Source organism: Roseateles sp. DAIF2 (assembly GCF_015624425.1).
Taxonomy (GTDB): domain Bacteria; phylum Pseudomonadota; class Gammaproteobacteria; order Burkholderiales; family Burkholderiaceae_C; genus Kinneretia.
The window spans coordinates 5,369,200-5,383,183 of the sequence record NZ_CP049919.1 but is presented as its reverse complement, the minus strand read 5'-3'; the positions used below and the strand labels follow the sequence as shown (position 1 = coordinate 5,383,183).

The 13,984-nt window shown below is 71.2% G+C and carries 13 protein-coding genes; 5 read left to right on the top strand and 8 right to left on the bottom strand.

Going from position 1 to position 13,984, the window contains the following annotated elements; genetic code table 11:
* Window positions 1-1,311, bottom strand: a complete 1,311-nt coding sequence (locus G8A07_RS24790; protein ID WP_195794573.1) for a leucine-rich repeat-containing protein kinase family protein — start codon at window positions 1,309-1,311, stop codon at window positions 1-3.
* A gap of 185 nt (window positions 1,312-1,496) precedes the next feature.
* Between G8A07_RS24790 and G8A07_RS24785 the strand changes: the two genes are divergently transcribed.
* The 3 genes from G8A07_RS24785 to G8A07_RS24780 all read left to right on the top strand — a co-directional run bounded on the left by G8A07_RS24785 (window position 1,497) and on the right by G8A07_RS24780 (window position 3,254).
* Entirely contained in the window at window positions 1,497-2,261 is a 765-nt protein-coding gene (locus G8A07_RS24785; protein WP_195794572.1) for a hypothetical protein, read from the top strand.
* A gap of 313 nt (window positions 2,262-2,574) precedes the next feature.
* Complete coding sequence (locus G8A07_RS28325; RefSeq protein ID WP_371816392.1) at window positions 2,575-2,832, top strand: hypothetical protein; 258 nt, start codon at window positions 2,575-2,577, stop codon at window positions 2,830-2,832.
* Between the two features lie 29 nt (window positions 2,833-2,861).
* The gene (locus G8A07_RS24780) at window positions 2,862-3,254 is read left to right on the top strand and encodes a glyoxalase superfamily protein (protein WP_195794571.1); all 393 of its coding nucleotides are present in this window, start codon (window positions 2,862-2,864) and stop codon (window positions 3,252-3,254) included.
* 35 nt (window positions 3,255-3,289) lie between these two features.
* Here the strand turns inward: G8A07_RS24780 and G8A07_RS24775 are convergent, their stop codons facing one another.
* On the bottom strand, window positions 3,290-3,934 hold the full coding sequence (locus G8A07_RS24775) for a tetratricopeptide repeat protein (RefSeq protein ID WP_195794570.1): 645 nt from the start codon (window positions 3,932-3,934) through the stop codon (window positions 3,290-3,292).
* A gap of 64 nt (window positions 3,935-3,998) precedes the next feature.
* On the opposite strand from G8A07_RS24775, the gene lipB reads away from it, so the two are divergent.
* Together lipB and lipA are read left to right on the top strand one after the other, a co-directional pair.
* A complete protein-coding gene (gene lipB / locus G8A07_RS24770) occupies window positions 3,999-4,667 on the top strand; it encodes a lipoyl(octanoyl) transferase LipB (protein ID WP_195794569.1) in 669 nt (222 codons plus the stop codon).
* Window positions 4,668-4,690: 23 nt separating this feature from the next.
* Entirely contained in the window at window positions 4,691-5,680 is a 990-nt protein-coding gene (gene lipA / locus G8A07_RS24765) for a lipoyl synthase (protein ID WP_195794568.1), read from the top strand.
* Between the two features lie 32 nt (window positions 5,681-5,712).
* Here lipA and G8A07_RS24760 read toward each other — a convergent pair whose 3' ends face one another.
* The 6 genes from G8A07_RS24760 to G8A07_RS24735 form a co-directional block, all read right to left on the bottom strand.
* Entirely contained in the window at window positions 5,713-6,753 is a 1,041-nt protein-coding gene (locus tag G8A07_RS24760; protein ID WP_195794567.1) for an N-acetylmuramoyl-L-alanine amidase-like domain-containing protein, read from the bottom strand.
* Window positions 6,754-6,853: 100 nt separating this feature from the next.
* Window positions 6,854-8,905, bottom strand: a complete 2,052-nt coding sequence (mdoH, locus tag G8A07_RS24755) for a glucans biosynthesis glucosyltransferase MdoH (RefSeq protein ID WP_195794566.1) — start codon at window positions 8,903-8,905, stop codon at window positions 6,854-6,856.
* Window positions 8,878-10,446 (bottom strand): glucan biosynthesis protein G, encoded by a 1,569-nt coding sequence (locus G8A07_RS24750; RefSeq protein WP_195794565.1) that lies wholly within the window; start codon window positions 10,444-10,446, stop codon window positions 8,878-8,880. Before G8A07_RS24750 ends, mdoH begins: the two co-directional genes overlap by 28 nt.
* Before the next feature lie 161 nt (window positions 10,447-10,607).
* Window positions 10,608-11,999, bottom strand: a complete 1,392-nt coding sequence (locus G8A07_RS24745; RefSeq protein WP_195794564.1) for a sigma 54-interacting transcriptional regulator — start codon at window positions 11,997-11,999, stop codon at window positions 10,608-10,610.
* On the bottom strand, window positions 11,996-12,574 hold the full coding sequence (locus G8A07_RS24740; RefSeq protein WP_195794563.1) for a hypothetical protein: 579 nt from the start codon (window positions 12,572-12,574) through the stop codon (window positions 11,996-11,998). Before G8A07_RS24740 ends, G8A07_RS24745 begins: the two co-directional genes overlap by 4 nt.
* The gene (locus G8A07_RS24735; RefSeq protein WP_195794562.1) at window positions 12,561-13,982 is read right to left on the bottom strand and encodes an ATP-binding protein; all 1,422 of its coding nucleotides are present in this window, start codon (window positions 13,980-13,982) and stop codon (window positions 12,561-12,563) included. Before G8A07_RS24735 ends, G8A07_RS24740 begins: the two co-directional genes overlap by 14 nt.
* Between the last annotated feature and the right edge of the window lie 2 nt (window positions 13,983-13,984).

The following is a 13,984-nucleotide window of genomic DNA, read 5'->3' as shown; positions in this document are numbered from 1 at the left end:
TTAAGCGAGCGCCCGCGCGATCGCCGCAAACAGCGGCCGGTCCGCGGGCGTTTCCACGAGGCAGGCCCGCATCAGCGCCGTGATCTCGTCCGGCAGCGGCGCATCGTCGTCGCAGCGCGCGATCAGCTCCTCCAGCAGATAGCCGAAGGCACGCGCCTCGACGCGTTGCAGCGCCAGGGCCTGCGGCGTGCCCGGCGCGAACAGCGAGGCTGCGCCGAAGTCGCCCAGGTAGGCCCGGCCGTCCGGCGCATGCAGGATGTTGTGGGCGTAGAGATCGCCATGGCTGATGCCGCGCGCGTGCAGCTGCGCCACCGCCGCGGCGACGCCGCCGGCCAGGCGCCGCAGGGTGGCGGCATCCGCAACACGGGTCTCGGGCGCATAGACATCGCGGCTGCAGGAGGCCAGGCTGGGCGGGCCGGCCAGCGCGCGGAACTCCGGGCCGACCAGGGGCATCACCAAGCCCTCGCTGCCGGTCGGATGGCCGCCGAGGCGGCCCGTCACCGGGATCAGGCTCGGATGCGCGCCGGCCGCCAGCCAGGCCGCCATCTCGCTGCGCGGCCAGCCGTCGCTGGTGACCTCGCCCTTGAAGAGCTTCAGCGCCAGCGCCTGGCCCCCATGCTCGGCGCGGTGGATCACGCCGGAGGCGCCCTCGCCGAGCCGCTCCCGCAGATGCAGTGCCGGCCAGGGTAGGGTGGGCACTGGCGTGCCGGCCAGGGCGTCGCGCTCGCGTGCCTCGGCGAAGGGGTTGCCGGCAAAGGCCAGCCAGGCCAGGCGCGGCAACGCCGGCAGCCAGTCGGGCAACCCCTCCAGCCGATTCGCCGAGATGCGCAGCAGCTCCAGGCCGTGGCTGTGCGCCATGGTCTCGGGCAGGGCCGTCAGGCGGTTGCCGGCCAGCGCCAGCTTCTGCAGGCGCGGGCGCCGGCCCAGCTCCGGCGGCAGGGTCTCGATGGCGTTGTCGGTCAGGATCAGCCAGCGCAGCCGCGCCGGTAGCGCCTCGCCGTCGACCTCGCGGATGCGGTTGCTCTTGAATCCCACCATCTCCAGCTGCGGGCAGCGCCCCAGCACCGCCGGCAGCTCGGTGAAGCGGTTGTTCGACGCGAACACGATGCGCAGGCGCGGCAGCTCGGCCAGGACCTCGGGCAGCTGCTCCAGCGCATTGCCGGAGACGTCCAGGATCTCCAGCGTGTCGGCGATCTCCGGGTCGAAGATCTCCGGCGGCAAGGCGGTGAGCCGGGCGCCGTTCAGGCTCAGGCGCGTGCTGCCGCGCAGGGCGCCGCTGCGGAGTTGGGCAAGGGAAGGATGGTCGGACACGCGGTAAGGAGGCCAGGCAGAACAGAGGGACCGCGATTGTCGCCGGCCGTCCGGACGGACCGCCGCGGCCGCCGATGAATGGGTGGGGCTTGCCTGCGCGATCGCCTCCCGGTTACCCTCCTTGCGTCATGTCATCATTTCGACACTTGTTTTCGCTAGGGAAGCCCGTCGAGGCGGACGCGAGCATGTTGTCGTGGTGGCGGACGTTGTGCGCGCTGGCCCTGCTGAACATCGGCCTGTGGCTGACCGTGCTGCACCTGGGGCCCGTCGGCGGTGCCCATGCGGAGTTGCAGCTGGCCCTGTCCGGCGTCTATGTGCTGGTCTGCGCCTACCGCTCGGTGCTGCCGCGGGTGGACCTGGAGCGGCTGGTGGTCGTGGACACGCGGCTGTCCAGCATCTTCCTGGGCCGCGCCGCCGCCACGGTGGCCGAGATCTGTTTCGCGCTGCAGCTGGGCCTGCTGGTCCATCAGCTGGGGCTGCATGCCGGCATGCCCTGGGTGCAGACGGCCGCCTGGGCGATCCCGGCGTTCATGATCGTGGCCCAGGGCTTTTGCTGGCACAGCGTGCTGACGCTGAACCACATCACCCAGGCCATCGAGTCCTCGCTCTGGGCGGCCGGCTTCTCCTGGATGGCGGTGCTGCTGGGCGTCATTGCGCTGGGCAGTAGCGGCTGGGTCGAGGCCCTGGCGATCTGCGGGATCCTGGGCGCGCTGGCCTTCGTCGCCTACGTGGTGAGCGTGGACGTGCCGATGTACTGGCGCCGCTACCAGCATGGCCGCGCGCGCGGCCAGGCGTATATGCGCCTGGACCAGGGCGCGCGCGACGCCTGGCAGCGCCGCGTGCCCAGTGGGAACTGGGCGGCCTGGAAGGCCGATGCGCTCTGGCTGACGCCTTACTTCAGCGTCGGCGTCTGGGTGAGCATTGCGATGGTGTGCGTGCCGGGCGTTTGAATGGCAGGGCCGGCGGCATCGCAAATGGTGCGGCGGTGACGAGTCGCACCTTGGGGCGATTGACGGGCAGGGGCTCCCCGGCTCCAATGCCGTGCCGGCATGGTTGCTAGCGATGAGGCTTGCAACTTGCAGGAATCGCCAGCCAGGCTCGCCGAGCAAGCGTCGTGTATGGCTGGGCAATATTGTCCCCGGAGTCCTTCTCGCGCTCGTCGGCCTGTGGTGGCTGAAGGCCGCCTAAACCCGCCCTCGATCAGAAGACCATGAGCGGGTTTCGCGAACTTTTGATCTGCGCTTCTTTCAAACGCTGACGCTCATGACGGCACACTGCTGCGACTCGATGTCCTACTGGGCAAATAGGACTTGCGATCAACATGCAACTCCATTTGAATGTCCCGATGCGCTGGTGCTGTTCGATGCGACGAGTGGCCAGTACGGGCTGATCGTGCACGACGGCGGTTCTTCAACGATAACGATCCAGCACTGCCCTTGGTGCGGCCATCGCCTTCACACACCGCATCGGACCGATGAGCCTGAACCGCCGGCTTCAGCGGATGGATTCGTGCCCCGTTAACCTTCGCCCCCAGGCCTCGGAAACAGACCATGGAATCCATTCAGCTCGAATCAGTCTCCCCGATCCTCACCGTGCACGATCTGGCGCAGGCCATCGAGTTCTATCGGCGCGTGCTCGGTTTCGATCTGGCCTGGTCCTGGGGCGAGCCGGCCGAGATGGCGGCCGTATGCCGTGGCAAGGTGGAGCTCACGCTTGTTACCGCCCAGCGTGCCGACGTAAAACCCGCCGGGGCGTCTCACATCTACATCGGCGTATCCGGAATCGACGCCTACTACGCGCAGATCGAACAACGATCCGGCGCCGCGATCCTGGTTCCCATCGGGGACCGCCCCTACGGCATGCGGGACTTCCGCATCGCCGATCCCAGCGGCAATGAACTCAGCATTGGGCAGGCGATGTCGGCCGGTGCCGGCGGGGCCTGAAGTCACTCAAGCCGAAGCCGCTTGGCGCCGCGCGCTCACGCCCCCTTGAGCCTCGCATCCAGCTCCCTCAGCTTGGCCGGCGCCGCCTCGTCGCCGTTGCGGGCGGCGATGTCGTACCAGTAGCGCGCCAAGCGCAGGTCGCGTTCGACGCCCAGGCCTTTTTCGTACATCGAGGCGATCAGGTACTGCGCGCCGACATCGCCGTTCTTCGCCGCCTCGCGGTACCAATGGGCGGCCTGGCTCATGTCCTTGCCGAGGCCGCGGCCGAGGTAGTAGGCGGTGGCCAGCTGCACCTGGCCGTCGACGCTGCCCTGCGCGGCGGCCAGGCCCCACCAATGCGCGGCCTGGCGCAGGTCCGGCTTGCCGGACAGGCCCTGCTCATGCCATTGGCCCAGCGCCAGCTGGGCGCGCACCAGGCGGCGCGCGGCGGCACGTTCCAGCAGGCGCTTGGCCTCGGCCAGGTCGGGCTTGGGCAGCTCGCCGCGGATATGCATCATCGCCAGGTTGTAGTCGGCCAGCGGCAGGCCCTGGCTCGACAGCGCGCTGAAGTCGCGCGCCGCTTCTTCCAGTCGGCCGGCCTCGTAGGCCTGCAGCGCCTCGGCCAGCGAGGCCGCGGCCCCGGCGCAGGTGGGCAGCCCCAGGCAGGCGGCGAGCAGCAGTGGCGTGGCGATCCGGATCATGAGGCGCGCTCCTTGTTGGCCCCGGCGCTGCAGGGCCATGCGTCTGGACGCTACCATTCCCGCCATGATTGTGAAGACCCTGGGCCGGGTGGACTATGCAGCCACCGAACAGGCCATGCGCGAGTTCACCGAGACGCGCGGCCCCGACACCGAGGACGAGCTCTGGCTCTGCGAGCATCCGCCCACCTACACCCAGGGCCTGGCCGGCCAGGCCGGCCATGTGCTGAATCCGGGCGGCATCCCGGTGGTGCAGACGAATCGCGGCGGCCAGGTCACCTACCATGGCCCCGGCCAGGTGGTGGCCTATCCGCTGGTCGACCTGAAGCGCCTGGGCATCTACGTCAAGGAATATGTGTTCCGGCTGGAGGCCGCGGTGATCCAGACCCTGGAGCAGTTCGGCGTCACCGGCCACCGCGTCGCCGGCGCGCCTGGCATCTATGTGCGGCTGGACGAGCCCGGCGCGCATGGCGCGCTGACCGGCCCGGCCGACCCGAGCGACCCCTTCCGCGGCCTGGGCAAGGTCGCCGCGCTGGGCATCAAGGTCAGCCGGCATTGCACCTACCACGGCGCGGCGCTGAACGTCGCGATGGACCTGCAACCCTTTCTGGGCATCAACCCTTGCGGCTACGCAGGGCTGGAAACGGTGGACCTCGTTAGAATCGGGGTTTCTACGGAATGGCCCGAGGTGGCCCGGCGATTCGGCGAGCGGCTGCAGGCCCAGCTGACGCGCTGAACTCGAACGAAGAGCTAGCTGCCATGGCAACCGAGAACGTGATTCATCAGGCGCAAGGCGCCGCCGACTACGACGCCAGCGCCAAGCAGAAGGCGCAGGCCAAGACCGCCCGCATCCCGATCAAGATCGTGCCGGCGGAAACGCTGAAGAAGCCCGATTGGATCCGTGTCAAGGCCGGCTCGCCCAGCACCCGCTTCTACGAGATCAAGCAGATCCTGCGCGAGCACAAGCTGCACACGGTCTGCGAGGAAGCCAGCTGCCCCAACATCGGCGAATGCTTCGGCAAGGGCACGGCCACCTTCATGATCATGGGTGACAAGTGCACCCGCCGCTGCCCTTTCTGCGACGTCGGCCATGGCCGCCCGGACCCGCTGGACGTGGACGAGCCACTGAACCTGGCCAAGACCATCGCGGCGCTGAAGCTGAAGTACGTGGTGATCACCAGCGTCGACCGCGACGACCTGCGCGACGGCGGTGCCGGCCATTTCGCCGAGTGCATCACCAAGGTCCGCGAGCTGAGCCCGACGACCCAGATCGAGGTGCTGGTGCCCGACTTCCGCGGCCGTGCCGACCGCGCGCTGAACATCCTGAAGGCCGCGCCGCCCGACGTGATGAACCACAACCTGGAGACCGCGCCGCGCCTGTACAAGGAAGCGCGCCCCGGTTCAGACTACGAGTTCAGCCTGAACCTGCTGAAGCGCTTCAAGGAAGAAGTGCCGGGCGTGCCGACCAAGAGCGGCATCATGGTGGGCCTGGGCGAGACCGACGAGGAGATCCTCCAGGTCATGCGCGACATGCGCGCCCACAACATCGACATGCTGACCATCGGCCAGTACCTGGCGCCCTCGGGCCACCACCTGCCGGTGCGCCGCTATGTGCACCCGGACACCTTCAAGATGTTCGAGGAAGAGGCCTACAAGATGGGCTTCACGCACGCGGCGGTCGGCGCGATGGTGCGCTCCAGCTACCACGCCGACCAGCAGGCCCACGCGGCGGGCGTGGCCGCCGCTTAAGAGCCTCGGCGGGCGTCGCCGCCGCCTGATCCTCAGTTCGCCAGGGCGGCCGTCAGCGCCGCCGGCCGGGCCGGCCGCGGCTGCGGCGCCATCGGCGGCACCTCGGGCCGCTCGTTCAGGCGCAGGAACTTGAAGCCGGCCAGCGCCGGCTTGTTCTGCCCGGCCTGGCGCGCATCGCGCTCGTTCATGCGGGCGATGAAGTCCTGCAGGCTCTCCTCGCGCACCGCCGGCTCGGCCGAGTGCAGCAGCTGGCGCCGGCCGTCGGCGCCGGTGACGATCAGGCCGACATGCGAGGCCCAGTAGCCGCCGTCACGGCCCGAGATCACGTTGACGAAGTCGCCGTCTTGCAGCTGCGCCTCGATCGCGGCCACGTCCTCCTTGCGGATGAAGCGGTCCTCGAACTGCTGCACCGGGATCGCGCGCTCGATCTTGAACTGCTTGCGCAGGAAGGCCTGGCGGTCGATGCGCTGCGTGTAGGCCTGCGCGCGCGGGCCGCCCAGCTCGGCGGTGATGTCCTGCAGCAGCCAGCGGTTGGCCGGGTTCCAGTCGGCCTCGGTGTAATGGTTGCGGGTGGCCACGCCGATCACGCCGTCGCGGTAGCGCAGGCGCTGCAGCATCCAGAAGAACTCCTCCCAGGAGGCGCTCAGCGCCATCGCGTAGACATGCTCGGCGAACACCACGCAGTCGCTCTTCTCGAGGTTGAACAGCGGCTGGCCGTCGTAGCTCTCGAAGGGGAACTCGCCCAGCAGGTAGAGCTCGTAAGGCTGGCCGATGTTCTGGCGCGCCAGCGCCGCGATGCGGCGGCGCAGGTCCGGCTCGGCCAGTTGCAGCCAGGCCAGGTAGGGGCTCAGCTCGGCCGGCTTCATCCGGTACAGCGGCTGGTTCAGCAGCCGGTTCAACTGCTCCGGTGCCAGGCCGACCTGGCCGGCCTGGGCCAGTTGCGGCGGCGTGGCCTGGCGCTGCGGGCCTGGCGGTGGGGCGGGCGGCAGCTGTGCGCAGCCGGCGGCCAGCAGGGTCAGGCTCAGCGCGGCCAGGCCGCGGGCGAGGGGAGAGGGAAGGAACGCTGGGCTCATGATCGTCTGCGCTGCCGGTGGACCGAATGGGCCAGTGTCCGGCAGGCGCAGCGCGCCGCGCAAGCCGCCGCCCATCACGGATGCGGCGGCGGCCATAAGCTCAGGCCATGCGCAGCCAGGCCAGGCTGGCCGGCTCGCTGAGGCAGCGCATGCGCGCGGCCGGGCTCAGCGGGGCGCCGGCCAGCTGCTGGCGGCGCATGCGGCCGCGCAGGCCGTGGGCGGTGCGGCGCGGGCCCATCGCCAGCTGGGCCAGCTCGGCCAGCCGGCCGCTGCGCAGCGCCTCGCCCCAGCTCGGTGCCGGCCGGGCGTTGCGGGCATAGGCCCAGGCCTGGTTCAGCACGGTGGGCGGGCAATGCTCCTCGGGGATCAGCAGCAGGCGGGCACGGCGCAGCTTCTCGCCCAGCCGGCTGCGGCTGGACCAGACGGTGATCGGCGCGGCCAGCAGCAGCGGCAGGGCCACCGGCGCGATCCAGACCAGGGTCGAGGGCCGCAGCAGGGCCAGGGCCAGCACCAGGACCAGCATCGCGGCCGACAGCGGCGCATGGTGGGCGAAGGCCTCGCGCCAGCCGATGTCGGTCGCCTCGCGCGGGGGCGAGCGCCATTCCAGCTTGATGCCCGACAGCGCGCCCAGCACGAACAGCGTGTGTGCCGCCATGCGCAGCGGCGCCTGCAGCACCGACAGCAGCGCCTCCAGCAGGCTGCCGGCCAGCAGCGCGGCGGTGCCGCCGAAGCCGGCCTGCTCACCTTTCAGTAGCACGGCCGCCAGGCCCAGCAGGCGCGGCAGCGCCAGCATGCCGATGGTGCCGGCCCACAGGCCCAGCACGCTGTGCGGCAGCTCGGCCGGCAGGATCGCGTCGCCGCTGCCGGACAGCCACAGCAGCGCGCCCAGGCCGACATAGAGCAGCCACAGCGGCGCCGACAGGTAGGCCAGCGCGCCGGTCAGCAGCATCGCGCGGTGCACCGGGTGCAGGCCCGGCTCGGTGATCAGGCGCGCGTTCTGCAGATTGCCCTGGCACCAGCGGCGGTCGCGCTGCAGCTCGGCCAGCAGATGCGGCGGCTGCTGCTCGTAGCTGCCCGGCAGATCGTGCACCAGCCAGACGTGGTAGCCGGCGCGGCGCATCAGCGCGGCCTCGACGAAGTCATGCGACATGATGTCGCGGCCGTTCAGCGGCGCCAGCGCGCAATGCTGCATGAAGGGCGCGATGCGGATGATCGCGTTGTGGCCCCAGTAATGGGCCTCGCCCAACTGCCAGTACTGCATGCCGGCGGTGAACAGGCGCCCGGCGACGCGGCCGGCGAACTGCTGCGCGCGCGCGTGCAGGGTGGCGTGGCCGCAGGCCTGCGGCGCGGCCTGCATGATGCCGGCGTCCGGATGCGCCTCCATCAGGCGCACCAGGCCCACCAGGCAGTCGCCGCTCATCACGCTGTCGGCATCCAGCACCACCATGTAGCGGTAGTTGCGGCCCCAGCGGCGGCAGAAGTCGGCCACATTGCCGGCCTTCTTCCGGCCGCGGCGCTGGCGCCAGCGGTAATGGATGCGGCCCTGGCCGGCGAACTGCTCGCGCAGCTCGGCCCAGGCCGCCAGCTCGGCGGCGCGCAGCGCCGGGTCGGTGCTGTCGGACAGGATGTAGACGTCGAACAGGCGCAGCGCGCCGGAGGCCGCCAGCGATTCGCAGCTGGCCCGCAGGCCGGCCATCACGGTCGCGACATCCTCGTTGCAGATCGGCATCACCAGCGCGGTGCGTGCCTCGGCCGAGAGCGGCGCGGTGCCGGTGTCGCGGTGCATCGACATCGCATGCGGGTCGCCGCGCAGCAGCACCCAGAAACCCATCACCGCGGTCAGGCAGCCGGCACTGACCCAGGCGAACAGCAGCGCGAACAGGCCCAGGTGCAGGGCCTGCAGCCCGGGCGCGAGCGAGTCGGGCTGGGCGTGCGCCAGCACCGCGGTGGCCAGCAGGGTGGAGAGGGTGACGCCGGCCATCAGGGTGCGGCGGCGGCGCTGGGCGGCGCGCTCCCAGGGGGCTGCTTCTGTGCGCTGCGGCGTGTCCTCATGCGGCAGCCCCCAGGGGCGGGGCAGCATCGCGCCGCGGGTGATCGGCGGCATGCCGCGTTGCTTGGGGTGGGTCAGCGGGAAGGAAGAATCGTGCTCCATGTTTCCGTCAAGGCCTGCTCTTTGTGTTTCAGGAAACCACGCAGCTCGGTCGGCTGCGAGGGGCGGAGTTGGCGCACCCGGACCGTCATGCGCCAGGCGCCGGTGACCGGGTTGCGGTAGGCATTGCGTTCGGTGATGTGGCCGTTGGCGTCGGTGCTGAGCACCGCCTCGACCGGCGCGTCCGCCCCCAGCGCCTCCAGCGCGGGGCCGCTGAAATCGACCACGTACTGCTGCTCGTCCGGCGCCAGCTCGGCGAAGCCGCGGCCGACGCGGGTCTGCGTGACCCAGGCGCCGGGCGGGCGCTGCTGACGCTCGCCCTGCAGATGCAGCCGGTAGGCGAAGTCCAGCGGCTGGCCCGGCGCGGGCTGGCGCTCCGGCACCCAGTAGGCGACCACGTTGTCGTTGGTCTCGTCGGGCGTGTGCAGCAGCATCAGCTCGACGCGGCCCGGCCCCCAGTCGCCGACCGGCTCGACCCAGGCGCTGGGGCGCTGTTCGTAGCGCGCCTCGGTGTCCTCGTAGTTGGCGAAGGCGCGGTCGCGCTGCATCAGGCCGAAGCCCTTGGGGCTCCTGGTCGCGAAGGAGGTGGTCAGGGTGGCAGCCGGGTTGATCAGCGGGCGCCAGATCCATTCGCCCTCGCCGGTGGCCAGCATCAGGCCGTCGGAGTCATGCACCTCGGGGCGGAAGTCGCTGCGGTGCGGCTGGTTCTCGCCGAACATGTACATGCTGGTCAGCGGCGCCAGCGCCAGGGTGCGCACCGGCGCGCGCAGGAACAGCCGGGCGCGCACGTCCATGCGGCTGTTGGCGCCCGGGTGGATCACGAACTGGTAGGCGCCGCTGGCGCGCGGCGAGTCGAGCAGCGCATGGATCGTCAGGGCCTTGGCGTCCGGCGCGGGGCGCTCGATCCAGAACTCGGTGAAGCGCGGGAACTCCTCGCCGCTGCCGCGTGCCGGGTCGCCGGTCGGGTCGATCGCCAGGCCGCGCGCCGACAGGCCGTAATGCTGGCCGGCGCCCAGGGCGCGGAAGTAGCTGGCGCCCAGGAACACCACCAGCTCATCCTTGTAGGCCGCGTTGTTCAGCGCGTAATGGGCGCGAAAGCCGGCGAAGCCGAGATCGCCCCAGGCCTGCTGCCGGCCGGCGCCGAAGCGGTTCTTGCCGTAGTCGAAGTCCTCCTGGCGGAACGCGATAGGGCGCACCGCGCCCTGCGGCGAGACCTCGTTGATGCGCACCGCCTGGGTCTGGAACTTGCCCAGGTGGAAGAACATCAGCTCGAAGGGCAGTTGTTGCTGGCGCCACAGCGCGCGCTCGGGCTTGAAGCGGATGTCGCGCAGCTGGTCGTAGCTCAGGTTCCTGAGCTCGGCCGGCAGCGCATCGGCCGGTGCGGCATAGGGCTTGGCGGCCAGCCTGGCGGCCTGGGCCGCGACCTCGTCGAAGCCGAAGGCCAGGGCCTGCTGCGCGAGCAGCAACCCGGCCAGGCCGGCCAGGCCGCGGCGCAGCGCCGGCGCGAACCGGGGAGTGGGGGGGGATGAAGAAAAAGGGGGCATTGGTCCCGCTAGTGCGAAACCCGTGCCAGGTCGGGATTTCCTTTCAGATCAAGGACTTAGCGCCGCGCCGCGGCGCGCGCGCGGGAAATCCGTCGCCGATCGGCGACAGGGATCCGGCCCCTGCAGCCAAGTGCTTGATTTGAAAGGGGAAAGACCTGTCGTCAGACGGCGACAGGGGGCTCGGCGGCGTCGCCGTCGGCGCGGAACAGGCCCGGCGTCAGGCCATGCTTTTGCAGCAGGCGGTAGAACTCGGTGCGGTTGCGGTCGGCCAGGCGCGCGGCATCGGCCACCTGACCGTCGGTCAGCTTCAGCAGGCTGACCAGGTAGTCATGCTCGAAGCGCCGGCGCGCCTCGGCATAGGGCAGCAGCTCCACGCGGGGCGAGCGTAGCGCGCGCTGCACCAGGGCCAGCGGGATCAGCGGCGTGGTGGCCAGCGCGCTGACCTGCTCCACCACGTTGTGCAGCTGGCGCACATTGCCGGGCCAGGCGGCGGTGGACAGGGCCTTCAGCGCCTCCGGCGCGAAGCCGTTCAGGCGCTTGTCGTACTTCTCGGCCAGGCGCAGCAGGAAATGCTGGGCCAGCAGCGGGATGTCCTCGCGGCGCTGTGCCAGGGTCGGCATCTGCAGCGCCACCACATTGAGCCGGTAGTACAGGTCCTCGCGGAACTGACCCTCGGCCATCGCCGCGTCCAGGTCGCGGTGGGTGGCGGAGAGGATGCGCACGTCCACCGGCACCGCGGCGCTGGCGCCGACCGGGCGCACCAGGCGCTCCTGCAGCACGCGCAGCAGCTTGACCTGCAGCGGCAGCGGCATGTCGCCGATCTCGTCCAGGAACAGGGTGCCGCCGTCGGCGGCCTGGAACAGGCCGCGGTGATTGGCCACCGCGCCGGTGAAGGCGCCCTTCACATGGCCGAACAGCTCGGACTCCAGCAGCGACTCCGGGATCGCGCCGCAGTTGACCGCGACAAAGGGCTTGCCGGCGCGCGGGCTGGCCTTGTGGATGGCCTGGGCCAGCAACTCTTTGCCGCTGCCGCTCTCGCCGCGGATCAGCAAGCTGGCCCCGGAGGCCGCGACCAGCTTGGCCTCGGCCAGCAGCTCGGCCATCGCATTGGAGCGGCTGACGATCGCGGCGCGCCAGTCCTCGTCCGGCGCGGCGGCGGTGCGGGCGGCCTGCGGCGCGGTCAGCGCCAGCGCCTCGGCGATCGTGTCGAGCAGCGCGCGCCCGTCGAAGGGCTTGGTCAGGTAGGTGTAGACGCCGCGCGCGGTGGCTTCCACCGCGTCGGGGATGGTGCCGTGGGCGGTCAAGAGGATCACCGGCAGGGCTGGGTCGCGCTCGCGGATCGCGTCGAACAGCGCCAGGCCGTCCAGGCCGGGCAGTTGCACATCGCTGATCACCAGGGCCGGGCGTTGCACCGCCAGCTGGGCCAGCGCGGCCTCGGCGCTCTCGACCGCGCTGACCTGGTAGCCGGCCGCGACCAGGCGCATCGACAGCAGCTTCAGCAGGTCGGCATCGTCGTCGACCAGCAGCAGTCGGGTCGCCGTCGCGCCGTTCATTTGCCGCTGCCCGGGGCCGGCGCCGGCCGCGCATGCAGGCTGCGCTCGATCGCCTTCAGCGCCTCCAGCTTCTCGTGGGTCTGCTCCAGGCGGCGCTGGCTGTCGCGCGCCTGCTGGTTCAGCTTGTCGATCTCGCCCTCCAGCCGGCGCTGCTCGGCCAGGCGGCCGGCCAGCAAGCGGGCCCAGCCGGCCCAGGCCTTGGCCTCGGGCGCCTCGCTGCGCTGCACCTGCTCCAGCAGGGCCTGGGCGCGCGGGGTCTCGGCATGGGCCAGGGCAAGGGTCAGGGCCAGCTGCACCGCGGCCTGCGGCGCACGCGCGCCGTCCTCGGCCGCGGGGCCGGCGGCGGCGATCTCCTGGGCCAGCTCGGCCGGCGCCAGCGCGCGCAGGCGCTCATGCTGGATCAGCAGCTGCTGGGCCGCGCGGTCGGCCGGCGAGATCAGCGGCACCGGCACCTCGACCAGCTTCTCGCGCAGCTCGATCCTGGGCGGCAGCGGCGCGCAGGCGGCCAGCAGGCTCGTCAGGGCCGCCAGGGCCAGGAGGGATGAAGAGAAGAAGGGGCGGTCAGGCGCTGACATGCGGTAGGCGGATCTGAAAATGGGCGCCGGGCTCGGTGGGCAGCAGCTCGATCTGCCCGCCATGCGCGGCAATGTATTCCTGCACGATGGAGAGCCCCACGCCGGTGCCGCGCAGGGCATCGGCCGGCTGGCGCTCGCCGCGGTAGAAGGGCTCGAACACGCGGGCCCGGTCGGCCGGCGCGACGCCCGGGCCCTCGTCCCGGATGTCGATGCGCACCTGGCCGTCCTGTTGCGCCAGGTGCAGCCGGATACCGCCGCCGACGGGGCTGAAGCGTATCGCATTGGACAGCAGGTTGGCGCAGGCCGTACCCAGCTTGTCCGGATCCACCTCGGCCAGCACCGGGCCGCCATCGAGCTCGATGTGCAACTGGCGTGCCTGCCATTGCAGGCGCTGCGCCTCGATCAGGCCGCGGATCAGCGCGGCCAGCTCGGTGGGGCGGCGCTGCAGCCGGCGCGCCTCGAAGGCGGCGGCATTGAAGCGCAAGAGGTCCTCGATCTGGCGCTGCAGCTCGGCGGTGTTGTCGCGCAGGATGCGGGCGATCTCGCGCTGGTCGGGCGTCAGCGCGCCGGCCACGCCATCTTCCAGCAGCGCGACGCCCTCGCGCAGCGCGGCCAGCGGGGTCTTCAGCTCATGCGAGACATGGCGCAGGAAGCGCGCCTTGTCGGCGTCCAGCTCGCCCAGGCGCAGGCGCAGCCAGTCCAGGCGCTGGCCCAGCGAGCGCAGGTCGCTGGGGCCCTCGATCTCGACCGGCCGGTCGAAGCGGTTCTCGCCCAGGCCCTCGATCGCGCGCTCGAGCCGGCGCAGCGGCCGCGTCAGCCAGAAGCCGAAGGCCAGCGAGAGCAGCGCGGCCAGCCCGATCGCGCCGGCCACCTGGCGGCCCAGGCGCACGCGGCCGTCCTCCAGCTGCTGCTGCAGGGCCAGGCTGCGCGCCTCGGTGTGGCGGTGCACCGCGTCGCCGATCTCCTGGGTCAGGTTCTCCAGCTCGCGGAACAGGCCGGTCAGCGATTGGTCGCGCCGGCGCGCCGGGGCGCTCTGGTCCAGGCGGGTGCGGATCGTGCCCATCAGCTCGCGCCAGGCCTGGGCCTGCTGTGCATTCAGTGGCTGATCTTGCAATTGCTGCAGCAATTTCTCGGCGTCGGCCGCGGCCTCGTCGAAGCGCTGGCGCAGCGCGCGGTCCTCCAGCACCAGGAACTGGCGCGCGGAGCGTTCCATTGCGACGCTGCGCTCGCTCAGTTGCTGCAGGGTGGCGTTGAGGCGGCCGGCGCGCTCGGCGGCCTCGCGGCTCTGCGCGCTCAGGCGGTCCAGGGTGAACAGGCCGCCCAGCGCGGTGGCGGCCAGCACGCCGGCGATCAGCAGGAAGCCGATCAGCAGCAGCTGCCGGAAGGAGGCGCGGTACAGCGTCAGCATCC